19 protein-coding genes are annotated in these 22,072 nt (G+C 59.5%); all 19 read left to right on the forward strand.

What is annotated here, in order from left to right; translation table 11 throughout:
* Nucleotides 1-64 precede the first annotated feature (64 nt).
* The 19 genes from L6R21_20380 to L6R21_20470 all read left to right on the forward strand — a co-directional run bounded on the left by L6R21_20380 (nt 65) and on the right by L6R21_20470 (nt 22,037).
* Nucleotides 65-2,269 (forward strand): DUF4331 family protein, encoded by a 2,205-nt coding sequence (locus L6R21_20380; protein MCK6561561.1) that lies wholly within the window; start codon nt 65-67, stop codon nt 2,267-2,269.
* Nucleotides 2,270-2,505: 236 nt separating this feature from the next.
* Complete coding sequence (locus L6R21_20385; protein ID MCK6561562.1) at nt 2,506-3,843, forward strand: tetratricopeptide repeat protein; 1,338 nt, start codon at nt 2,506-2,508, stop codon at nt 3,841-3,843.
* Between the two features lie 747 nt (nt 3,844-4,590).
* Nucleotides 4,591-4,815, forward strand: a complete 225-nt coding sequence (locus tag L6R21_20390; protein ID MCK6561563.1) for an addiction module protein — start codon at nt 4,591-4,593, stop codon at nt 4,813-4,815.
* 324 nt (nt 4,816-5,139) lie between these two features.
* Nucleotides 5,140-5,295, forward strand: a complete 156-nt coding sequence (locus L6R21_20395; GenBank protein MCK6561564.1) for a DUF4258 domain-containing protein — start codon at nt 5,140-5,142, stop codon at nt 5,293-5,295.
* Nucleotides 5,296-5,986: 691 nt separating this feature from the next.
* Nucleotides 5,987-6,562: an N-acetylmuramoyl-L-alanine amidase gene (locus L6R21_20400; GenBank protein MCK6561565.1), complete on the forward strand. Its 576-nt coding sequence runs from the start codon at nt 5,987-5,989 to the stop codon at nt 6,560-6,562.
* Between the two features lie 95 nt (nt 6,563-6,657).
* Nucleotides 6,658-7,980: a P-loop NTPase gene (locus tag L6R21_20405; GenBank protein ID MCK6561566.1), complete on the forward strand. Its 1,323-nt coding sequence runs from the start codon at nt 6,658-6,660 to the stop codon at nt 7,978-7,980.
* 48 nt (nt 7,981-8,028) lie between these two features.
* A complete protein-coding gene (locus tag L6R21_20410) occupies nt 8,029-8,322 on the forward strand; it encodes a co-chaperone GroES (protein MCK6561567.1) in 294 nt (97 codons plus the stop codon).
* Nucleotides 8,323-8,520: 198 nt separating this feature from the next.
* Complete coding sequence (locus L6R21_20415) at nt 8,521-9,948, forward strand: hypothetical protein (GenBank protein MCK6561568.1); 1,428 nt, start codon at nt 8,521-8,523, stop codon at nt 9,946-9,948.
* A 41-nt stretch (nt 9,949-9,989) separates the two neighbouring features.
* Nucleotides 9,990-10,589: a flavodoxin family protein gene (locus L6R21_20420; GenBank protein ID MCK6561569.1), complete on the forward strand. Its 600-nt coding sequence runs from the start codon at nt 9,990-9,992 to the stop codon at nt 10,587-10,589.
* Nucleotides 10,590-11,117: 528 nt separating this feature from the next.
* Complete coding sequence (locus L6R21_20425) at nt 11,118-12,371, forward strand: anion transporter (protein MCK6561570.1); 1,254 nt, start codon at nt 11,118-11,120, stop codon at nt 12,369-12,371.
* Nucleotides 12,372-12,443: 72 nt separating this feature from the next.
* Nucleotides 12,444-13,475, forward strand: a complete 1,032-nt coding sequence (locus L6R21_20430; GenBank protein ID MCK6561571.1) for a TerC family protein — start codon at nt 12,444-12,446, stop codon at nt 13,473-13,475.
* A gap of 37 nt (nt 13,476-13,512) precedes the next feature.
* Complete coding sequence (locus tag L6R21_20435; protein ID MCK6561572.1) at nt 13,513-15,027, forward strand: MFS transporter; 1,515 nt, start codon at nt 13,513-13,515, stop codon at nt 15,025-15,027.
* 143 nt (nt 15,028-15,170) lie between these two features.
* A complete protein-coding gene (locus L6R21_20440) occupies nt 15,171-15,842 on the forward strand; it encodes a DUF2461 domain-containing protein (GenBank protein ID MCK6561573.1) in 672 nt (223 codons plus the stop codon).
* A gap of 829 nt (nt 15,843-16,671) precedes the next feature.
* Nucleotides 16,672-17,106 carry an SUF system NifU family Fe-S cluster assembly protein gene (locus L6R21_20445; protein MCK6561574.1) on the forward strand — a complete coding sequence of 145 codons (435 nt, stop codon included), beginning with the start codon at nt 16,672-16,674 and terminating at the stop codon, nt 17,104-17,106.
* A gap of 214 nt (nt 17,107-17,320) precedes the next feature.
* Complete coding sequence (locus L6R21_20450; protein MCK6561575.1) at nt 17,321-18,112, forward strand: enoyl-CoA hydratase-related protein; 792 nt, start codon at nt 17,321-17,323, stop codon at nt 18,110-18,112.
* 86 nt (nt 18,113-18,198) lie between these two features.
* Nucleotides 18,199-18,780, forward strand: a complete 582-nt coding sequence (locus L6R21_20455) for a hypothetical protein (protein ID MCK6561576.1) — start codon at nt 18,199-18,201, stop codon at nt 18,778-18,780.
* A gap of 55 nt (nt 18,781-18,835) precedes the next feature.
* On the forward strand, nt 18,836-20,275 hold the full coding sequence (locus tag L6R21_20460; GenBank protein ID MCK6561577.1) for an aldehyde dehydrogenase family protein: 1,440 nt from the start codon (nt 18,836-18,838) through the stop codon (nt 20,273-20,275).
* 31 nt (nt 20,276-20,306) lie between these two features.
* Entirely contained in the window at nt 20,307-20,822 is a 516-nt protein-coding gene (locus tag L6R21_20465) for a DUF1648 domain-containing protein (protein ID MCK6561578.1), read from the forward strand.
* Between the two features lie 30 nt (nt 20,823-20,852).
* Nucleotides 20,853-22,037, forward strand: a complete 1,185-nt coding sequence (locus tag L6R21_20470; protein ID MCK6561579.1) for an acetyl-CoA C-acyltransferase — start codon at nt 20,853-20,855, stop codon at nt 22,035-22,037.
* The last annotated feature ends 35 nt before the right edge of the window (nt 22,038-22,072 follow it).

Genomic DNA, 22,072 nt, shown 5'->3' on the forward strand with positions numbered 1-22,072 from the left:
GCTGCGTGCGCACGCTGCGATTCAATCTTTTACCCACTTACTCAACAGTTAAGGAGATGTGTGTATGCGGAAGTATTTGATTGCGCTGTCTGCGCTGGTGCTGGCGCTGGCGTGGCTGCTGCATTATCAGGCGCCGACCATCGAGGCCTCCAGCCATCGTGAAGCGCCGTTGATTGCCAACGATCCGCTGGCCGACAACACCGATCTGTGGGTGTTCCGCTCGCCGGATGATCCCAACACCGTGACGATCGTGGCCGGCTACATTGGTCTGGAATTGCCGGAGGGCGGCCCCAATTGGGTGACCTTCGCGGAAGGTGTGCGTTATGAGATTCACATCAAAAACAAAACTTCGGTTGGCCCGCTGGGTTCGGCGAAAGATGACATTACCTATCGTTTCACCTTCCGCCAGGAAAACGAGGATCCCACCACGTTCTTCAACATCCGCCTGGGCAAACAGAATCTCAAAACGACCTACACGATGGAAAAGAGCGTGGATGGCGGCGCCACCTGGAGCACGATGATCAGCAACGGTATCGTGCCGCCGAATCACATCGGCCCGCGCACGTTTGGCGGCAGTCCGGCTGGTTTGGGCAAGACCTACGAGCAAGTGGTGCAGGAAGCGGTCAACACCAGCTCGCCCGACGGCGAGAAGGTCTTCTGCGGCCCGCGCGATGATGTCTTCTTCGTCGATCTCGGCGGCGTGTTCGATCTCGGCCAGACGCGCAGCGCGTATGGCGCCGACGGATCGGATCCCAATAACGCGCGCGATGCGGTGGCGGGCTACAACGTGCATTGCATCGTGATGAACATTCCGATCACCAAGCTGCAGAAGGACGGGAAGTCGACCACGCAGGCGACCAACATTCTCGATGGCGATTTCGTCATTGGTGTGTGGGCTTCCGCCAGCCGCCAGAAAGTCACCACCCTGCAGCCGGAAGGCCCGGGCTCCAAGCCGGCGTACAGCGGCGAATGGGTGCAGGTCTCGCGTCTGGGCATGCCGCTCACCAACGAAGCCGTGATTCCAATCGGCATGAAAGATTATTGGAATGCGGTGACGCCGTACAGCGCGGATGAGCAGAATTTCGTTCCCTATTTCGTGAATCCCGAGCTGGCGCTGTATATGGATGACAGCCAGTTTGGCGGCGCGGTGCCGGCGTTGTCCGCGCTGCGCATTCAGGCGCAATCCTATCCCGCCCTCGGCGTGATTCCGGGTTACACCACGCCCGGCTTTGATTTCCGCAACGGCAAGGACGGCGCGTTTGCCGCCGCCAGCATTCCAGGGATTGATTTCACCGGCACCGCGCTTGCCGTGCCCACCGGTCCCAAGCATCCGAATGTGCCGATTCAAACGGCGTTGGTGGCGCCGGGTGAGCCGCGGCGCGTCGACATTTTTCCCATCTTCTATTTCGGCGTGCCGAATGCCATTCCCTATCAGCTCGCCACCGGCAAAACCGGCGGCCCGCTCAGTGCCGGCAAGCCGTTCATCAACAACTTTCTGCCCATCACCAACGACAACGGCGTCTTCTACGGCGGCGACATGCTGCGCTTGAACATGGCCGTGCCGGTGACCGCGCGCACCTCGGCGGAGTACAGCGTCAATGCGCGCTTTGGCCTCGTGCGCGCCGCCGTGCTCGGCCTCACCACTTCGCCATACAACACCAACGCCAATCTCGAAGCCATTCCGCACATGGACGGCTTCCCCAACGGCCGCCGGTTGGAAGATGACGTCACCACCATCGAACTGCAGGCCGTCGGCGGTTTGGTGCTGGCCGCGGTGGGCTTGCCGTTTGATGACGCCCTGCAAGGAAACTACGCCGATCTGGCTTCTTCCAAGCTGCTGGCCGAGCTGCTTTACAACGCCGGACCGACCAAGAACGATTTGCCGATCTCGACCGCGTTTCCGTATCTGCCCAATCCCCATCGCGGCTATGACTATGTGAAGAAGCTGGCGGCGGACGCGCCCAATCTGGTGCAGAGCCGCGGCTTGGGTATCGGCGTGCCCAACGGCTTTCTGCTCGAGCAGAATTACCCGAACCCCTTCAATCCCTCCACGCAGATTCAGTATCACGTTGCCCAGCGCGAGGTGGTGAAGTTGAAGGTGTTCAATGCGCTGGGGCAGGAAGTGGCGACGCTGGTCGATAAGCTGCATCAACCCGGCACCTACACCGTGTCATGGGACAGCAAGGGCTTCGCCAGCGGCACCTACTACTATCGCCTGGAAGTCGGCAACGAAGTGCTGCCCGCAAAGAAGGCGATTCTGGTGAAGTAGCCGGGGGAGGTGTTCTCTTTACTACACCTACTCTTACTCTTACTCTTACTCTTACTCTTACTCTTACTCTTACTCTTACTCTTACTCTTACTCTTACTCTTACTCCTACTCCTACTCGCTGAAATCGGCTAGGAGTAAGAGTTGGAGTAAGAGTAAGAGTAAGAGTAGGAGTAGGAGTAGGAGTAGGAGCGAGAGCAAAACTTGGCATCGCTTGAACTGGAACGATCGAGTTCATTATGCGTCATTGGAGCAGAAAACAAAAAACCGCGGCGGCACTCGCCGGATTTCTGGCGCTTTGGCTGGGCGCTTACTTCTTGTATTGGCAGCCCGTTGCGGAACAACCGCTGCCCGGGCTGAGTCCGCGGCCCGGCGCCGAGTTCTTGAACGCCAGGAAGGCGGTGGAATACTATCAATACGAGATTCGCCGCCGGCCCGAAGTGGTGGAGAACTACGTGCAGCTTGCGCAGATCTTTTTGCAGGAGGCACGCGTCACCGGGCGGCACCATGAGTATTTGCCGCAAGCACAAACCATGCTGGCCGAGGCGCTGCACCGCGATCCGGATCATTTTCTCGCGCTCGCCACCAAAGCTTCGCTGCTGTTGACGCTGCATCAGTTTGAAGAAGCGCAGAAGCTGGTGGAGCAGGCGCGGGTGCGCGCGCCGCAAACCGCCTTCCTCTACGGCGTGCTGTGCGATGCGCTGGTCGAGCTGGGCGATTATGCTGGCGCGGTCAAAATGTGCGACGCGATGCTCGGCCTGAAGCCTGATCTGCGGGCTTATGCGCGCGCCGCCTATTTGCGCGAGCTGCACGGCGATCTCGCCGGCGCCTGCCAGGCGATGAAATTGGCATGTGATGCCGGCGTGTTCGGCCAGGAAAACCGGGCCTGGGTGTTGTATCAATTGGGCAAGCTCTACTTCATCCAGGGCAAGCTCGACACCGCCGCTCACCTTTACAACGGCATTCTGGAAGAGCGGCCGAATTATGCGTACGCGCTCGCCGGGCTGGCGCAGGTGCAGGCCGCGCACGGCCAGCGCGAACAAGCGGTCGCGGCGCTCCAGCAAGCCTACCGCGAAATCCCGGATCACGGCTTTCTCGAACAGCTCGCCGTGCTCTATCGCGAGCAGGGCGAACCTGCGAAAGCCAACGAAATGATCGCAATGGTGCTGGAAAACTTCCGGCAGCATGAAGCGCAGGGCTGGAACGTGGATCTCGAATTCGCGCGCTTCTGTCTCGAACATGATCTGCGAAGGGAGGAAGCGCTCGAGCGCGCCCGTCGCGAGTATGAACGCCGGCCGGCTCACCTCGAGGTGCTGGCTACTTACGCTTGGGCCTTGCATCTGAGCGGGAAAACCGCGGAAGCCCTGCCGTTGATGGAACAGGCGCTGCGCCTGCGTACGCCGCGGCCGGAGTTCCAATTCCGCGCTGGCGTGATGGCCGCGAGCCTGGGCCAAAACGAGAAGGCGAAGCGCCATTTCGAATCCGCTTTGGCGCTGCCCACCGGCTTGGCCAGCAAAGACCGGCAATTCGCGCAGCAACAACTCGCCGAATTGCAGCGCGCAAGCAAAGTCAGCTAGCCTCCGTCCGAAATCGCGAACTCTTGAGAAAAAGCTCCTGCAATGGCTCAGCCGTTGCGTCAGCATCCTCAGAGTTTCCACGAGACTCTAAGCTTTGCAAACCGCGGCTCAGCCGAGACGGGGACATTCCCCTACCGGCACGAGCTGACTTCCTCCAAATGCTGTGATCAGACTCTGCCGCGATCGTTGCTTTCAATACCACGGCAGAGTTTTTCATTCTCACGCCGCCTGAGTTGATTCGCGCCTTTGCCTCCCGCCACCTGCCCCCCCGCAAGTTTTTTGCGGCTCAGAATGGGGAATGCCATGCGCAGCCGCATTCCTTCTCCGATTTGTCGACAATAAAACCGAAACCGCTCGATCCTGCTGGCAGCACCTTCTCGGCAACGGCACCATTCCGATTCTTGAGAGGGTTTCTGGCAGCATGACGCACGCCGTCATTGTGTTCGCGCCACTGATGACCGGCGTACCGCGTCCAGGGTGCATCGCAATAGTCACGGCGGCAAACACAGCGCGGGCCTCACGCCTGCGGCAGGCAAGATGTCTGCGCGGCCCACAGTTACGGAGGCGTTGCCCCAGTTCCGAATTTCCGCTTGACTTGCGGAGATCACCACTATATATTGACCGCGGCTAAACTTACGAAATTCAGGCGCGCGCGGCCTTTTTGGTGTTTTTCTGGCCACATGACGTGACGGCATACTTGCTGTGGCGCGTATCATCATGCATGGAAACAAAAAAGGCAAGAGCATCATGAATTTTGAACAGATTGAGGAAAAGGCGTTGCAGCTCTCGGAAGAAGATCGTGCAAAGCTCGCACAGAGACTCCTGTTGAGTCTTGATGCGCTATCTGATGCCGAAATAGCAGAAGACTGGTTAGCCGAGGCGAAACATCGCGCGAGGGAAATAGATTCTGGCACTGTCCGACTCATGCCGGTTGAAGAGGTGAGACGTAAGGCTCAGGCGCTGTTACGATGAGTTACTTTTTTCATCCCGCCGCAGAGGCTGAATACCTTGAGACAGTCGCATTCTGCGAGTCGAGGCAGCCGGGTCTTGGTGCGGCTTTCTTGGCGGAATTCGAGAAGGTGATGAAGAGTGTGTGTGGGGGGACCACGTAGATATCCAATCGAGAATGAGCCGGACATGAGACGAATTCGGATGAATCGCTTCCCGTTCACAATACTGTACCGTGAAAAGGATGGTATGATTCAAGTTCTTGCTGCAGCGAACCAGCGCCGGCGACCACAGTATTGGCTGGGCAGATCTTAGTTTCCGACGTTCTCACCGATTGGCGTTCTTTGAGTGAAAGCGATCGCAGAAATTCGTGGGCATTTGAAATCGGGCAGATTCGAATTCAGTTTTCACGCTTTCGGACGGATGGTTGAGCAGAACATGAGCGAAGGCGAAATGTGTGAAATTGCGGAAAACGCAGAAATCATAGAGGACTATCCGCAATGACAAATACGCACCGCGCTGCCTTGTGTTGGAATTTACGAAGTTGAGGCGGCCTCTTGCTCTGCAGGTTACACGAGCAGGGACCGGCAATGGCCTGATCAAAATCATCGCCGTTTGCCAACCCAAAGAAGGAGTCGGGCCTGCAACGATTCGGAACGGAGATGATCATTTTTCATTGCCATATTTGTGGCCCGAATGAGGCGTCCGAAGGAACTTTTGATGAATTGTTCAAACACAACGGCAAGCACGTCTCGGTGCAAGGTATTCCGGCCAAAGTATGTGTGCGTTGCGGTGATAAGCGGATTACCTATTCAAACATTGAACAAAACTCTGAACGATTCTTGACCACAACGCAAGCGCTTGCACCGCGGAGAGCGCTGAGCTTCCACCTCAAAAAGCCTTTCGCTCCGTTCTCCGCGTCTCGATGGAGTGATGCCATCAATTCCGGCGACCGAATCGGCCACTGCCGAACCACGAGCCTACCGCGGTCCGGCACAGCCGTCCGCGGGAGCGGGCGCAGAGCATGCTGACGCAAGGGCATTTTGCCGTGCGACGGGATGACAGGAAAAGTGGCGTCTCCTTGCGCAAATAGAACCGCTAATAGTAAATTCCATGTGGCAAACATACATTTTCCAAAGATACGAGGTGGGTGCGTGCAGGCTTCTCGGCGGGGCACAAGTGAGGTTGAGGCATAATGAAAATCGCGCTTGATCCCGGACACGGCGGCATCTACACCGGTGCAATCGGCACGGTACCCTACGAATTGCGTGAGAAGGACGTGACACTCGCGATTTGCCTGAAGATGAAGGATCTGCTCAAGGCCGCCGGCCACAAAGTCATACTGACGCGCAGCAGCGATGTGCACCTGGCCGAGGCCATGCGTGAGGATCTGCGCCAGCGCGCGGGAATCGCCAATCTCGCGGCCGCCGATCTGCTGGTCAGCGTTCATTGCAACGCGTTTTCCGACCCCAATCCCGAGGGCATCGAGACCTGGCATCGCCCGCATTCCGCGGCCTCGGAAAAATTGGCGCGCGCCATTCAAACCGCGTTGATGGTGAAATTCGGCAACCATCTCAACCGCGGGGTCAAAGCCAAGGACTTGCTGCTGTTTCGTCATGCCAACATGCCGGCGTGCCACGTTGAGACGGAATTTCTCACCAATCCCGCTCAACTCGAGTTTCTCGCCTCGGAGTTCAACCAGGCGGCCATCGCCGGGGCCATTGCCGAAGGCGTGTTGCAGATGGCCAAAGCGTCGCACTCCCGCCGGTGAGTTCCAGGCCGCCCTACCCTCCGCAAACGCGGCGTTTGGCGGTACTACCATTAGATGATTTCAGATTTCAGGACGCATGTGCACGAGGAGACCGAATGAGTCTGATGGATTACACAGCCGCGCTGAATGATGTCTTTGTCCGGGTGAACGAAAAGCAATACGGCCCGTTCTCACCGCAGGAGCTGCGCTCGCTGGCCAGCAAGGGAGGGTTTCATCCCTCCGACGAAGTGTGGGATGATGAAGACGGCAAGTGGGTGCCGGCCTCGGAATTGCGCTCACTGCAGCCGGTGTTCGAGGGCAACGGCAAAGCCACCTCCGAACGCAGCAAACGCATCATTGCCGTCGGCGGCGGCAAGGGCGGCGTAGGCAAAACCGTGCTGACCGCCTCGCTGGGCGTGGGCCTCGCCAGCCTGGGCAAGGAGGTGGTGTTGGTCGATGCCGACTTGGGCGGCGCCAACCTGCACACCGTGATGGGCATCCTCGAACCGGAACGCACTTTTCATGACTTCTACACGCTCAAGGTCGAAAACCTCAGTGACATTGCCCTGCCGACACCCATTCCGGGGCTGCGCCTGATCAGCGGCGCCTGCGGCACGCTCGGCTTGGCCAATCCGAAATACGCACAGAAACTGCGCTTCATTAAGCAACTGCGCAGCATCGATGCCGATTTCATCCTGCTCGATCTGGGCGCCGGTTCCTCCTACAACGTCATCGATTTTTTTCTGGCGGCGGACGAGGGCATCGTGGTCACCAATCCCGAACCCACCGCGATTCAGGAATGCTTCAATTTCATTCGCATTTGCCAGTTGCGCCGCTTGCGGCTGGCGTTTCAAGACAATGCCGTCGTCACCGCAATTCTCAATCATGAAGAGGTGGACAAGCCCGGCCGCCTAGGCCTGACCACCAGCCAGTTGCTCGACAACGTCCGCGAGGTGGTGCCGGAAGCCGCCAACCTGATGGAAACCATCGTGGAATCCCACCGCTTGAAACTGATTTTGAACATGGTGCGGGAGAAAGACGATATCAAGGAGGGGCTGGCCATTCAGACCGCGGCGGCGGAGCTGCTCGCGCTCGAGGTCGATTACCTCGGCTTTGTTTCCCACGACCCGGCGGTGCGCACCGCGGTGCGCGAGTTGAGACCCTTTATGTTGTCTGATCCGGCCTCGCCGGCCGCCCAGGATCTCGCCAAGCTCATCAGCGTCAAGCTGCTGGGCACGCGCTCTTCCTTCAAGAGTTTTTGGGAAAAGCGCAAGCTGCGGCGGCAGTTGCTGGAGCAGCGCGCGGAGTATCCCGAGCTGCATTTGCAGGCGCAGGCACCGATTTGCTCGATCAAGTGCTTCTATTGGGATGACTGCGAATACCAAAACGGCGGGCATCCCTGTTCCGTGCGGCATCTGGAGCCGATCTTCAAATCCTGAAGTCGGCCTGTCGGAATAATCGTTCAATGACTCACAAGGAGGTAGGTTATGGCATTCAACATTCGGCCCTTGCACGACCGGGTGATGATCAAGCGCCTGGAAGACGAGGGCAAGAAGTACGGTAACATCATCATTCCCGACACTGTCACCGAAAAGCCCATGAAGGGTGAAGTGCTGGCGGTGGGCAAGGGCAAGATCAAGAAGGATGGCACCCGCCAGGAGTTGACCGTGAAGGCCGGCGACGTGATCGTGTTCTCGAAGTGGGCGGGCGATGAATTCGAATACGAGGGCGAGAAATTCCTGATATTGTCGGAGGACGACATTCTCGCGGTCGTTGCGTAATCCTTTTCGCCTTGCGGGAGAAAGGCGGCGCCGCCTTTCTCCCGGCTTTTCCCCACCGGCGCATGGCTTGACATTTCCCACCAAACTCTTTACCATTGCCCACCGGCTTCTCTTTTTCCTCGAGCAGAAAAACCGGCTGCGCGACGCGCTGGTTCAAACAGACTGCCGCGGCGCGGCCACATTGGGATGGGAAGACTCATGCTCAGACGACTCTTCGGCGATGACGTGGCGGAAAATGACGCCCAACTTTCCGAATACTTCATCGAGACGCCGGCGTATCGCATGGCGCTGTCCGGCGAAAAGCGGTTCATTATCGGCCGCAAAGGCGCGGGCAAAAGCGCGATCTGCCAGCAATTGCAGAAGCAACTCCCCAAGACCGGTGCGCTGTGCGTGCCGCTCGCGCCGCAACGCATCCAATTCACCGCTTTGAAACTGGGCTTGAGTGATTTGTCGCGCTGGGGCAGCGAGTCCGACGCGGTGCTGCAACGCGTGTGGTACTACGGCCTGCTGTGCGAGACCGCGCTGGCGCTGGTGCGCCAAAGCCGGAAGGAGCATGATTCAGAGTTTGCCAGAATCGCGGCGTTCGTGGAGAAGCATTACAATTACAGCGAGCCCAATCCCTTTGCCCGCCTGCTGAAAACCACTGCGCTCTTTCTCGAACAGCTCGAACTCGGCATCGGGCCGCTGAGCGTGCGCCGCCCCAGCCGCGGCTTCGATCCCATCGCGGTGGAAACCGAAATGGAGAATCTGCGCGCGCCGCTGGCCAGCTTCATCGCACGCCATTTGCCGCAGGGCGTTTATATTTTGATCGACAACCTGGACGAGGGTTGGGACAATTCCGCCGAAGCCAATGCCTTCGTGCGCGGCCTGCTGTTGGCGGTCTACGAAATCTGCCAGCCCAATATTCCGGTGCGGCTGATCGTGTTCTTCCGCGCCGACATGTACGACTCGGTGACGCGCCAATTCCAGCACGTGGACAAATACCGGCAGTATCAGGAGCACATTTATTGGGGCCACAAGGAGATCATGGAATTGGTGGCGCAGCGCCTGCGCGTCAACCGCAAGATCAAACGCCCGTTGAGCGCCTTCGAAGTGTGGGAAACCGTGTTCGAGCCGCATCCCGCCATCAGCAACGTGCCGGCTTACATCATCGAGCGCAGCCTGCTGCGGCCGCGGGAGGTGTTGCAGTTTTGCCGGCTGGCCGCGGAAAAGGCCCATGGCCGGGGCCACACCAAAATCACTTGTGAAGACATTCTCGATTGCGAGCGCGAGTACTCGCGCTGGAAGATCGACGATCTCAGCAATGAGTTTCTCTTTTCCTATCCCGGCTTGAAGGAAAACGTGCTGCAGCGTTTTCTCGGCGGGCCTTCACGCTTTTTGGCGGCGCGCTTGCGCAACCTGCTGGAGGAGGCGCTCACCGATCCGCGGCCGGGGCGACGGCCCGACTGGCTCGAAAACCTGCGCGACGCCGACGAGTTGACTCAGCTCCTTTACGACATCGGCTTTCTCAAATGCGCCAGCCACGGCAAGCACTGGCAGAGCGCGCAAGACCCGGATTATAACATCACCCTGGCCGAGTCCTTCATCGTGCATCCCGCCTTCCGCAGCTATTTGCGCATCGGTTGAGTGCGGGTTTGTCATTCAATCACTCCGCACAAGAGAAACCCATGAAGACTTTCCTGACTCTTTGCTGGCTCGCCGCGATCATGCCGGCCACTGCTCTGCGCGGCCAGGATCGCGCGGCGGTGCTCATCGTGTATCACTCCGAGCACGGCCACACCGCGGCGATGGCCGAGGCCGTGGCTCGCGGCGCGCGAGCGGTGAGTGGTACGGCGGTGGAGTTGCTCCCGGTGGCGGAAGCAACCACAGCCAAGCTGCTCGCCGCGGACGCGATCATTCTCGGCTGCCCGGTGCACAATGCCAATGTTACGCCGGCGCTGCAGCAATTCATCAATCAATGGCCGTTTGCAGGCACGCCGCTGCGCGACAAGATCGGTGCGGCCTTTGTCACCGCCGGCGGCATTTCAGCCGGCGAAGAATTGGTGCAGATGAGCATTCTCCATTCCATGTTGATTTTCGGCATGGTCGTGGTCGGCGGGCCGGATTGGCGTTCGGCCTTCGGCGCTTCGGCAGTGGTGGAGGAGGAGCCATTCGGCACGCGCGCCGATTCAACGCTGGTGGCAGCGCCCTTTCTTGCCAAGGGCGAGGCACTGGGCCGGCGCGTGGCAGAGGTGGCGCAACGCTGGCAGCGCGGCCGGCTCCGCTGAGGGCCGCGCCGGGCAGTGAAACAATGATTCTCTCTCCCGCCGGGTTGCAGGATTTGTCTGTACGGCCCCTTGTTGAGCTTGCCCTTGCGTGTGCGCATGAGGGCCGAGCGCCGGTCGCGGTCCAAATTACCAGCAACGGTTTCACCCACGCCAGACGACCCACCTTGCATGCTGACCTCGGCTGAGCCGAGGTGCCAAAACCTCGAGTGTCGTTGTAACGCTGAGGAATTTGGTGCAACGGCCACACCGTTGTTGATTGCCATTTTCATTCCTTTTCCGGCATTATTCTGGCACAACGCGCGCGACCGCAGCGTTTTCTTCCCGCTTGGTTCCTGGTTCGTTTGCAGTTTGGCAGCCTGCGCTGGGTGATCGTGCGGGAGAATCGCCGCACCTTTGGCTGCGAAGACAAAAAAACGCGCCGCCCTGCCAGCGGGCTTTGGCGAGAATATTTTTTAGCCCTTGCACTTTGTGCCCGCGCGCGGTTATCTTACCCCGCCATTATTGAAATCCGTGAAGCCGTCCTGGTTCATGCCAACCCTGCCCATGTCACTCAACGCCCTCGTCGTTTTCATCTTCGTTGCCACCTATCTCGGCATAGCCGGCGGCCGGCTGCCCGGCTTGCAGATCAACCGCACCGGCATCGCCATTTTCGGTGCCATTATGCTGATGGTGGCGGGCGCATTGACGGTGGAGCAGGCCACCGCCACCATCGACTATTCCACTTTGCTGCTGCTGTTCGGCCTGATGATTCTCTCGGCGCAGTTGCGCGTGGCCGGCTTCTATCGGCTGGTGGCGCGGCAGGTGCTGGCTTTCGCCCACCGCCCGTTCACCCTGCTGGTCGGCATCGTGCTGGCCAGTGCTCTGCTCTCCAGTGTATTTGCCAACGACATCGTTTGTCTGGCTTTCACGCCGGCGCTGTGTGAAGTGGCGCAGACCGCGCGGCGCAACCCGCTGCCTTACTTGATCGCGCTCGCCACTTCCAGCAACATCGGCAGCGTGGCGACGCTGATCGGTAATCCGCAAAACATGTTCATCGGCCAGGCTTCCGGGCTGGATTTTGGCAGCTATTTGCTGGTGATGGCGCCGGTCACGCTGTTCGGCGTGGCGGCCAACGCGTTGGTGGTGCGTTGGATTTGGCGCGCGGAGTTTACCACCGGCGCTGAAAACGCCGGCCTCACCCCGTTGCCGCATGAGCTGGTCGCGTTCAAACCCGATTACCGCTCGATCAAGAAGACGCTGTTGATCACCGGTCTGCTGTTGGCGGCTTTCTTGCTCGGCTGGCCCCGCGATCTGTGCGCGCTGGCCGCCGCCGCGCTGCTGTTGCCTTCGCGCCGCAATCCTTCCGAAAAGCTGTTTGCGCTGGTGGATTGGAATCTCATCATGCTGTTCATCGCGTTGTTCGTCATCATCGGCGCGCTGCAGCAGCGCGGCCTGATGGAACAAGCGCTCGCCGGTTTGGCCGGTGCCGGTATTCACCTCGACCAGCCCGTGGTGTTGGTCTCGCTTTGCACGCTGCTTTCGAATTTGGTCAGCAACGTGCCCGCGGTTTTGTTGATGCAGGATATTCCCGGTGCGACGGCCCGGCTGTGGTATTTGCTCGCGATGGCGAGCACGCTGGCCGGCAACCTGACTTTGCTCGGCAGCATCGCGAATCTCATCGTCGCGGAAAAGGCCGCCGGGTACGGCATCACATTGTCGTTCATCGACTACGTCAAGGTCGGCCTGCCGCTGACGCTGATCACGGTAATCGCCGGCACGTTCTGGGTTCTGTTTGCCGCGTGAGCGCGTTGTGCCGCGGCGCTGCCGGCGCGCTGGTGCCGGCGCCGCCGCCGCGATTCCAGAGAGGAGCCTGCCATGGAAATCGGGGTTTGGCTGGGGTTCTTGCTGCTGGTGGGATTGCTGCTCGCGCTCGATCTGGGCGTGTTCAACCGGCGGCCGCATGTCATCAAAGCCAAAGAGGCGTTGCTCTGGTCGGCATTCTGGATCATGCTGTCGCTGGTGTTCAATACCGCCATCTATTTTGCCTATGCGCACAACTGGCTGGGGATCGGCAGTGAAATCGGCCAGCAGCTCGGCGGCAAACAAGCGGCGCTGCAATTCTTCACCGGCTATCTCGTGGAGAAGTCGCTCAGCCTCGACAACATTTTCGTCATCGCCGTCATCTTTGCCTATTTCAAAGTGCCGGCAATGTATCAACATCGCGTGCTGTTTTGGGGCATCGTGGGCGCCGTGGTGCTGCGCGGCGCGATGATCGTGGCGGGCGCGGCCCTGATCGCGCGCTTCAAATGGATGACCTACCTGTTCGGCGGCGTGCTGATCGCCACCGCGGTCAAGATGCTGGTCACGCGCCATGAGACGGTGGCGCCCGAGAAAAATCCGTTCGTGCGGCTGGTGCGGCGCTGGTATCGCGTCAGTCCGGATTACGCCGGCCGGCATTTCTTCACGCGCCTGAACGAACAGCGGGCGATCACCCCGCTGTTTGTCGTGCTGCTGGTGATCGAAAGCACGGATGTGGTGTTTGCGATCGATTCGATTCCCGCGATTTTTGCGGTGACCAGCGATCCCTTTCTGGTTTTCACCTCGAATATCTTCGCCATTCTGGGGCTGCGTTCGCTGTATTTCGCCCTGGCCGCGATGATGGACAGGTTCCGCTACTTGAAACACAGCCTGGTTTTCGTGTTGAGCTACGTCGGCGCCAAAATGATTCTCACCCACCATTATCCCATTCCCACCATGACGTCACTGGTGGTCATTGCCAGTCTTTTGGCCGTCGGCATGCTGGCTTCGCTTTATGCCGGACATCGCGATCCCGTTCCGATCGCTTCGCCGCTGCCGAAACACGCCGAGGCCGGCAAGGAATCCCCTGCCAACGAGCGGCACGCGTGAGCAGGAAGGCACACTCACAATTCGCATGGATGCTGTCGTGACACCTTCTCCCTCCCCAGAGCGATTATCCGAATCGCAGGTGCAAGCCGGCCTGCGCGGCGTGCTCAAAGATGGTTTGACCACGCAGGCAATGTTGACCTTGACCGGCGGCGCCTTTCTGGTGGATTTTGCTTTGCAGTTCGGCGCTTCCAATCTGCTGATTGGCGTATTGGCCGCGATCCCTTTTCTGGCGCAGCTCGTGCAGGTACCTTCAATTTATCTGGTCGAGAAGTTTCGCGCCCGGCGGCTGATCTGTGTTTTGAGTTCCGGCTTCGGCCGGGCATTTCTGGTGGCGGCGGCGGCCATTCCCTTTTTTCTCGCGGGCGGCGCGGCACTGGCCGCCTTGACCTTTTGCATTTTGATCTACGCCCTGTTTGCCGCGATCTCCGGTTGCAGTTGGAACTCCTGGATGCGCGACTTGATTCCGCTCGATCGCCTGGGCAGTTTCTTCGCCAAGCGCATGGCGTGGATGGCGGGCTTCGGCATCCTGTTGAATCTGGCGGCGGCCGTGTTCGTGGATTGGTATGACTCGCGTGCCTTCGCCGCCAAAGTGTACAGCTACTCGGCCCTGATTTTCGCCGGCGGACTCGCCGGCATGCTGGGCGTTTATTTCATCTCCACGATTCCCGAGCCGGCCATGGCCGCCGAAAGCCGGCATTTGCCCTTTTCCATTTTGCTGCGCCAGCCGTTCAAGGATCGCAATTTCAAAAGGCTGATCACGTTTCAGGGCGCATGGAACTTCGCGATCAACCTCGCGGCGCCTTTTTTCACCGTTTACATGCTGAAGATGCTCGATCTCGACATGCGGGTGATCATCAGCCTGCAGGTGCTCAGCCAGGTGATGAACCTGCTGTTCTTTCGCATTTGGGGCAGGCTCACCGATCGCTTCAGCAACAAGTCGGTGCTCAGCGTCAGCGCGCCGCTCTACATGATTTGCGTCTTCGCCTTTACCTTCACCACGCTGCCGAACAAGTACGTGTTGACCGTGCCGCTGCTCATCTTCATTCATGTGTTCATGGGAATCGCCACCGCCGGCGTCACGCTGGCCACCGGCAACATCGGCCTGAAGCTGGCGCCGCAGGGCCAGGCCACGGCCTATTTGGCCGCCAACAGTCTGGTCAACTCTCTGGCGGCCGGGTTGGCACCGATCTTGGGCGGCAATTTCGTGGATTTGTTCTCCGGCTATGCCCTCTCGTGGACGTTGCGCTGGAAAACGCCCGCGGGTGAAGTGGCAATCGAAACTTTGGATTTGCAGCATTGGGATTTCTTTTTTATTCTCGCGTGCCTGCTCGGCTTGTATGCCATGCACCGCCTTGCCAAAGTCAAGGAAGTCGGCGAGGTGGAGGAAGAGATCGTCATTTTGGAGCTGATTGCCGAGGCGCGCCGTTTCATGTTCAGTCTGTCGACCATCGCCGGTTTGCGCTATGCTCTGCAATTTCCCTTTTCGCTGCTGGCAGAAGGCTTGAAAAAGCGCAACAGCGAAAATGGCCGCCGGCAGGAACCCTCCGGTTGATGGCTTGAACCCCGCAGCCGGCAGTGCCGTCTTCAAGACAGCCGGCGATTGTGCCCAGCCCGAGTCACGCGCCCGGCGGGATATTCGTCAGGGCAATTGCCCGCCATCCCATTCACCCCCGCATCCTGCGCAGGAGAGGAGCCATGAGTTACTTCACCGAGCAATACCTGAAGTTCTTCCGTGCCTTGACCAAACACAATCAGAAATCCTGGTTCGAGGCCAACCGCGACTGGTTCGAAACCGAGGTCAAACAGCCCTTCACCGCGTTTGTGGAGGAAATGATCGCCCGCATTCATGCCGATGATCCGGAAGTGAGGATTTCCTCGAAGGAAGCGATCTTTCGCATCTATCGCGACATTCGCTTTGCCAAAGACAAAACGCCGTACAAGCTCCACATGTCGGCGTTGATCTCGCCGGCCGGCCGTGGCAATCTCGAATATCCCGGATTCTATCTGGAGCTGGGCAGCGCCATGGTGATGCTCGGCGGCGGTGCTTACTCAGTGGCCGGCGAGAACGTGCCGCGCCTCCGCCGCGCCCTCCTGCAGCGGCCGCAGGAATTCGCCGCACTGTTACGTGATCGAAAATTCAGGGCCAAGTATGGCACCTTGCAGGGCGAGCAGAACAAGATCCTGCCCGCGGAATTCAAAGCCGCGGCGCAACAGCAACCGCTGATCGCCAACAAGCAATTCTACTATCTTGCCGAATTGCCGCCTGACACCATTCTCAAAAGGAAACTGCCGGAGTTTATCATGACCTACTACCACGCCGGCAAACCCATGAATCGATTTCTGCGCGAGGCCCTGGGTTACCGTTAACCGGCGGGGAGGTTCGACAGGATAGACAGGATTTTTTTGATCAATCAATCCGGTGAGTCCTGTTCATCCTGGCGCATGAATTTCGGTCATCCCAATACGGATAAACCGCAACGCAAAGGAAATCGCCAACGGATTGAATCAACCCAGCGGAGAAATTTCTTGCCTTCAAGGCAACGATTTCACTCTAAGAAAGCGGCGCCAAATTTCAGACAAGTTGAATTCTCAAGCCCTCCTGGCAGTCTCGAACCTGTCAGACTTGGAACACCACGAAGTTAGAAAAGTCAACACCGTAGCCGCAGAGTCGCGGAGAGCGCAGAGTTTTAGAATCAAGGGAGGCCTTCTGCGCGCTCTTCGCTTCGCGGTGAGTCTTTGATGTGAATGACACGGCAGTGTGCCCAAATCTTTACAATCTCCTTACTGGATGACAGTGGTGGTGGATAAATCGTGCGAGAAAACAGTGTGCGAATTGGGCTTCTTGCTGCCCGCGGGTTTCAGGTTTCAGCTTGTCTGAGATCGGGTGTGGAACGTTAGGTCGAATCTATTGCACAGATAAATAGCCCCAAACGGGCGAAATGTAAGAGCGAAGGGCAACGCCCTGGAAGATCAGTAATCATGAGATATCACCAAGCCCCGGGGCGCCATGGAGCCAGGTCCGGAATGCCGCCTCTGCAGGGCTAAATGCGACAAATCCTATCGGTTCCCAGGGCGCTGCCCGTGGGCTATTACATGCGACCCCGTCGGGGTCAAGCCGGCCTTCTGGAGAAAACATTGTGTACTCAACGTTGTAGTAATAGGCAAACACTGACGCGGAGTTGGCAGGCCGAACGCCATGCTTGATCCTCTTTATCAACAGCTTTTGCTCGATCACGCCAAGAACCCGCGCAATTTTGGGCGGCTGGAGGCGGCGACGGTGCGGCGCCGGCACGACAATCCCGCCTGCGGCGACCGTCTCGAGTTGCAGCTCGCGGGCGTGGTCGAGGGCACCATTCGTGATTTCAAATTCGACGGTCACGGGTGTGTGCTGTGCCTGGCCTCCGCCTCGCTGATGGGCGAAGCGGTAAAGGGCAAGCCGGTTGTTGCCGTGCGTGCAATCATTTCAAACTTTTTCGCGATGATCGCCGGTGTTGCTGCAATCGCGCCGGACTTGGGGGCGCTGGCGGCGTTCGCCGCGGTGAAGCAGGTTCCCGGACGCATGCAATGCGTAACGCTGGCTTGGGAGGCGCTGGCCGCGGCACTGGCTGAACCGGATGCTCCTGTCACGTGAGCAAGGCCTCGGCGCCGAACGTCGCTTCAGTCGTTGCCGTTCGATTGCGATGTGATCACCGCCGCGGGCCCCTCGCACCAGCCTTGACATTCATTCTTTTTTTGACTATTTACTCGTGCTTTTGTGCGTGCACCTGCGCGTGATTTGCCTGCACGTCCCCGCAAGCAACGACTGCAATCAATCCCTCATTGCCAAACCAATCAAGGAGAAGGAGATGTCCGACAAGAACCTGGTGAATTACACCACCGCCAACGGCCTGGCGATCATTGAATTGACCGACCCCCCTGCCAATACCTACACCTATGAAATGATGAAGCAGTTGGATGCCGCCATTCTCGAAGCGCGCATGGATGACAGCGTGCACGTGATCGTGCTCAAAGGCGGCGGGGAGAAGTTTTTTTGCGCCGGCGCCAACATTCGCATGCTGCAGGAAGTCACGCCGCGGTTCAAATACTTCTTCTGCCTGCACGCCAATGAGACGCTGAACCGGCTGGAGCAAACACCCAAGCTGGTGATCGCGGCGTTGAACGGCCATTGCGTCGGCGGCGGCTTGGAAATCGCCATGGCAGCGGACATTCGGTTGGCGAAAAAGGGCGCGGGCAAGATTGGTTTGCCGGAAGTGACGCTGGGCGTGCTGCCGGGCACGGGCGGCACGCAGCGGCTGGCGCGTCTGGTTGGCAAGGCGCGCGCTCTCGAAATGATGGCCACCGGCCGTACGTTCGAATTCGAGGAAGCCGAGCAGTTGGGCCTGGTCACTCACGTGTTGCCCGCGGAGGGCTTCTGGGAAAAAGTGTTGGAATACGCGCGCCAGTTCCTGCCGCCCAACAAGGCCAGCAAGGCCGTGGGCTTGATCAAGCGCGCGGTGCAATCGGGCGTCGAGGTTTCGTTCAGCGAGAGCCTGGCCATCGAGCGCGAGCTGCAGCAACAGCTTTTCCAAAGTGAAGACGCCAAGGAAGGTTTGACCGCGTACAACGAAAAGCGCAAAGCAAACTTCGCCGGCAAGTGAGGTTTCTGCGGGCAGGGGCTGGCGCCCGCGGGCGCCGGCCTGCCGTTGCCGGAACGAATCCTGCAGAACCTGCAAGGCTGTGAGAGATGAGAAGGAAGAAAAATCGCTTTCAAGAAATTGCAGGCGCGACCTGGCAAATTTACCGGCCCGGCGAGCAGGCGGCGGAGAATGAATTCGATCCCGGTGATTTCATTCTGACTCAGGGTCATGAATGGCACAACCGCGTGATTCGCTGGGGACAGTCGCTGCGCCATCGCGGCCGTTACCGCAAATTCATCAAATGGACGCACGCCGCCGTGATCGTCTCGCGCGAGGGCGATTTGACCGAAGCGGTCGGCTCGGGCGTACGGCGCTCGAATCTGCGCGAATATCGCGACGTCGAGTACCGCATCGTGCGGCTCGGCGAGATTGCCACCGAGCGCGATCGCGAAAAAGTGATCCGCTTTGCCGAATGGTGCCTGGGCGAAGAGTACGGCTACACCACCATCGCCAGCATCGGTGTCAGCCTGCTGATGGGCGGCAAGTTCAAATTCGGATTCGATGGCCAGGCCATCTGTTCCGGACTGGTGGCGCGGGCCTTGGAGCGTACCGGCGCGATTTTCGACAAAGATCCCTCCCACATCATGCCGGCTGAGCTGGCGCGCTATTTCAAAGTCGTTGACAAGTAATTGAACCTTCCACGGCTTTGCCGCCGTGTGCTTCATTCACCCATTTTGAATCGCCATGCACACACAACTTTTCATCAACGGACAATGGCAGGATGCGGCCAGTGGCCGCACCTTCCCCACCATCAATCCCGCCACGACGGAAGTGATTGCCCACGTCGCCGAGGGTGGCGCGGCGGACATTGACCGCGCGGTGAAAGCCGCCGTCGCCGCACTTGCAGGCCCCTGGGGCAAGATGGAGGCCGCGCAGCGTGGCCGCCTCATCTGGAAAATGGGCGAACGCATTCTCGCCCGCGCCGAGGAACTGGCCCGGCTGGAAACGCTCGACAACGGCAAGACCATCACCGAATCAAGCCGCATTGATGTGCCTTATTCAGCGGACTTGTATTTCTACTATGCCGGCGCTGCCACCAAACTCGAGGGCCATACCATTCCCGTGACTGGGCCGTACTTCAACTACACCTTGCGTGAACCGCTCGGCGTGGTGGGCCTGATCGTGCCGTGGAATTTTCCCTTGTTGCTGGCCTCGCGCAAAGTGGCGGCGGCGCTGGCCGCGGGCAACACCGTGGTGTTGAAGCCGGCGGCGCAAACGCCGTTGACGGCGCTGCTGCTGGCGGAGATCGGCATGGAAGCCGGCTTGCCGCCGGGCGTGTTGAATGTGGTGCCCGGCCACGGCGCCACTGCCGGCGCGGCTTTGGTGAAGCATCCTGCGGTGGATGGCATTGCGCTCACCGGCGGCACCGCCACCGGCCAGCAACTCATGCGCGATGCCGCCGCGACGGTGAAGAAACTCCATCTCGAACTCGGCGGCAAATCGCCGAATATCGTCTTCGCGGATGCCGATCTCGAGGCGGCCGCGCGCATGGCGCTGCTGGGCATTTTCTATAACAAAGGCGAAGTGTGCACGGCGGGGTCGCGCTTGCTGGTTGAAAAGGGAATCTATGACGTCTTCATGGAAAAGCTCGTCGAGCGCGTCCAGAAACTGCAGCCCGGTGATCCGCTCGATCCCAAGACCCGCCTGGGGCCGCTGGTTTCCGAGGCGCAATTGGCAAATGTGAAACGGTACGTCGAGATCGGCGAACGCGAAGGCGCGCGTCTGCGCACCGGCGGCCAGCCGCCTGAGCCTGCGCCTGGCAAGGGTTATTTCTTCCAGCCCACGATCTTCGATAACGTTGCGCCGAATTCCACCATTGCGCAGGAGGAGATTTTTGGTCCGGTGCTCGCGGCCATGCCGTTTGCCGACGGCGACGAGTTGCTCAAGATCGCCAACGGCACGATCTACGGACTGGCGGCTGCGATTTGGACGAAGGACATCAAGAAGGCGCACCGGCTGGCCAGAGATCTGAAGGCGGGCACGGTGTGGATCAACACCTACAACAACTATGATGCCGCCATGCCGTATGGCGGTTACAAGGCCAGCGGCTTCGGCCGCGAGAGCGGCATGGAAGCTTTCGAGTTCTATTCCCAGTCGAAGAGTGTATGGGTGGATTTGAGTTGAGTTTCTCCCGTCGCACGATGGCAACGCCACCATGAACGCATCTGCCCGGCCGGCGCAGCGCCCGGTCCTGACCCTTTCGCCCTCCCGCCTCGAGATTGCCCTCCGTCTCGCGGCCGCGCTGGGAATTCTGACATTCGTCTATCTGTTGGTGCAATACTTTCCGGCGCTGCCCGCCAGAATTCCGGTTCATTTCAATGCTGCCGGCCAGGTGGATGGCTGGGGCAGCAAGCACACGCTGCTTTTCCTGTTTGCGTTGACCGCCGTGTTGCTGCTGGGTCTGACCATCCTGCGGCGCTATCCCCACAAGTTCAACTACCTGTATCCGATCACCCCGCAAAACGCCGAGAAACAGTACCGCCTGGCGTGCGAGCTGCTGGCCGTTCTGCAGGTGCAAGTGGTTTGGCTATTCACCTACCTCGGATGGCGGCTGATGGTATCAGCGCAGCAAAACGCCGGCGGCGTGAGCATGCTTTTGTTGCCGGTGATCATTCTGGTGAATGTCGGCACGTTGGTTTTCTATCTGGTCAAATCTTCCCACGCCCGTTGATTGAAATGAAAGAGAGGATGCCAGCCCGTCATGTTTCCTGAGATCTTCATCGTGTCCGCGGCGCGCACGCCCAACGGCAAGTTTGGCGGTGCATTTGCGGAAATGAGCGCGCCCGAGCTGGGCGCCATTGCCGCGCGGGCCGCGCTCGAGCGCGCCCGTTTGCAGCCTTCCCAATTCAATGAAGTGATCATGGGCAATGCCCGGCCCGCCGGCGTCGGGCCCAACCCGGCGCGGCAAATCGCCAAACGCGCCGGCGTGCCCGCTGAAGTTCCGGCCTACACGGTGAACAAAGCCTGCGGCTCGAGTTTGCGCGCGCTGATCAATGCCGTGCAGGCACTGAAATGCGGCGACGCTGAAGCCATTCTGGTGGGCGGCAGCGAGAGCATGAGCCGCGTGCCCTATCTGCTCACCAAGGCGCGCTGGGGCTACCGGCTGGGCCATGAGAAAGTCGTCGATGCCATGTATCAAGACGGTTTTCTCTGCCCGCTGTGCGGCCAAATCATGGGCGAGACCGCCGAGACGCTGGCGCAGCAGTACAATATTTCGCGGGAAGAACAGGATCGTTATGCGATGGAGACCCAGCATCGTTGCGAGGCGGCGCGCCAACAGGGCCGCTTCGACGACGAAATCGTGCCGGTCGAAATCACCGTGGGCAGGGGCGAGAAAAAGATTATCACCGCAGATGAACACCCGCGCGACGGTGTGACCATGGCAAGTCTGGCCAAGCTGCCGCCGGTGTTCGCCGAGGGGGGCAGCGTTCACGCCGGCAATTCCTCCGGCCTCGTCGATGCTGCGGCCGCGCTGGTGGTGGCCACCGAGGCCTTCGTCAAGCGCAACCAGACGCCCGTGCTCGCCCGGATTGCCGGCTATACCACTGCCGGGGTCGATCCCGCGATCATGGGCATCGCTCCGGTGCCGGCGGTGCGCCGGCTGCTGCAGCAGCACAATCTCCAACTCAGCGACATCGATCTCATCGAATTGAATGAAGCGTTTGCCGCGCAGGTTTTGGCGTGCGACCGCGAGCTGCATTTCGACCGCGCGCGCTTGAATGTCAACGGCGGCGCGATTGCCCTCGGCCATCCCATCGGCGCCACCGGCGCGCGCATCACCGTGACGCTGCTGTATGAAATGCAGAAGCGCAAGGCCCGGCGCGGCCTCGCCACGCTGTGCATCAGCGGCGGCCTCGGCATTGCCCTGCTGGTGGAAAGCGTTTGACATCGCATGGCATGGTTGCGAGGATAGCCTCTTTC

It is taken from the genome of bacterium (genome assembly GCA_023150945.1).
Lineage (GTDB): Bacteria > Zhuqueibacterota > Zhuqueibacteria > Zhuqueibacterales > Zhuqueibacteraceae > Coneutiohabitans.

Coding starts and splice junctions, on each gene's coding strand:
- L6R21_20400 (MCK6561565.1), top strand. CDS start 5,987: ATGAAAATCGCGCTTGATCCCGGACACGGCGGCATCTACACCGGTGCA.
- L6R21_20455 (MCK6561576.1), top strand. CDS start 18,199: ATGAGAAGGAAGAAAAATCGCTTTCAAGAAATTGCAGGCGCGACCTGG.
- L6R21_20380 (MCK6561561.1), top strand. CDS start 65: ATGCGGAAGTATTTGATTGCGCTGTCTGCGCTGGTGCTGGCGCTGGCG.
- L6R21_20470 (MCK6561579.1), top strand. CDS start 20,853: ATGTTTCCTGAGATCTTCATCGTGTCCGCGGCGCGCACGCCCAACGGC.
- L6R21_20430 (MCK6561571.1), top strand. CDS start 12,444: ATGGAAATCGGGGTTTGGCTGGGGTTCTTGCTGCTGGTGGGATTGCTG.
- L6R21_20440 (MCK6561573.1), top strand. CDS start 15,171: ATGAGTTACTTCACCGAGCAATACCTGAAGTTCTTCCGTGCCTTGACC.
- L6R21_20420 (MCK6561569.1), top strand. CDS start 9,990: ATGAAGACTTTCCTGACTCTTTGCTGGCTCGCCGCGATCATGCCGGCC.
- L6R21_20460 (MCK6561577.1), top strand. CDS start 18,836: ATGCACACACAACTTTTCATCAACGGACAATGGCAGGATGCGGCCAGT.
- L6R21_20405 (MCK6561566.1), top strand. CDS start 6,658: ATGAGTCTGATGGATTACACAGCCGCGCTGAATGATGTCTTTGTCCGG.
- L6R21_20390 (MCK6561563.1), top strand. CDS start 4,591: ATGAATTTTGAACAGATTGAGGAAAAGGCGTTGCAGCTCTCGGAAGAA.
- L6R21_20465 (MCK6561578.1), top strand. CDS start 20,307: ATGAACGCATCTGCCCGGCCGGCGCAGCGCCCGGTCCTGACCCTTTCG.
- L6R21_20415 (MCK6561568.1), top strand. CDS start 8,521: ATGCTCAGACGACTCTTCGGCGATGACGTGGCGGAAAATGACGCCCAA.
- L6R21_20385 (MCK6561562.1), top strand. CDS start 2,506: ATGCGTCATTGGAGCAGAAAACAAAAAACCGCGGCGGCACTCGCCGGA.
- L6R21_20450 (MCK6561575.1), top strand. CDS start 17,321: ATGTCCGACAAGAACCTGGTGAATTACACCACCGCCAACGGCCTGGCG.
- L6R21_20445 (MCK6561574.1), top strand. CDS start 16,672: ATGCTTGATCCTCTTTATCAACAGCTTTTGCTCGATCACGCCAAGAAC.
- L6R21_20425 (MCK6561570.1), top strand. CDS start 11,118: ATGCCAACCCTGCCCATGTCACTCAACGCCCTCGTCGTTTTCATCTTC.
- L6R21_20410 (MCK6561567.1), top strand. CDS start 8,029: ATGGCATTCAACATTCGGCCCTTGCACGACCGGGTGATGATCAAGCGC.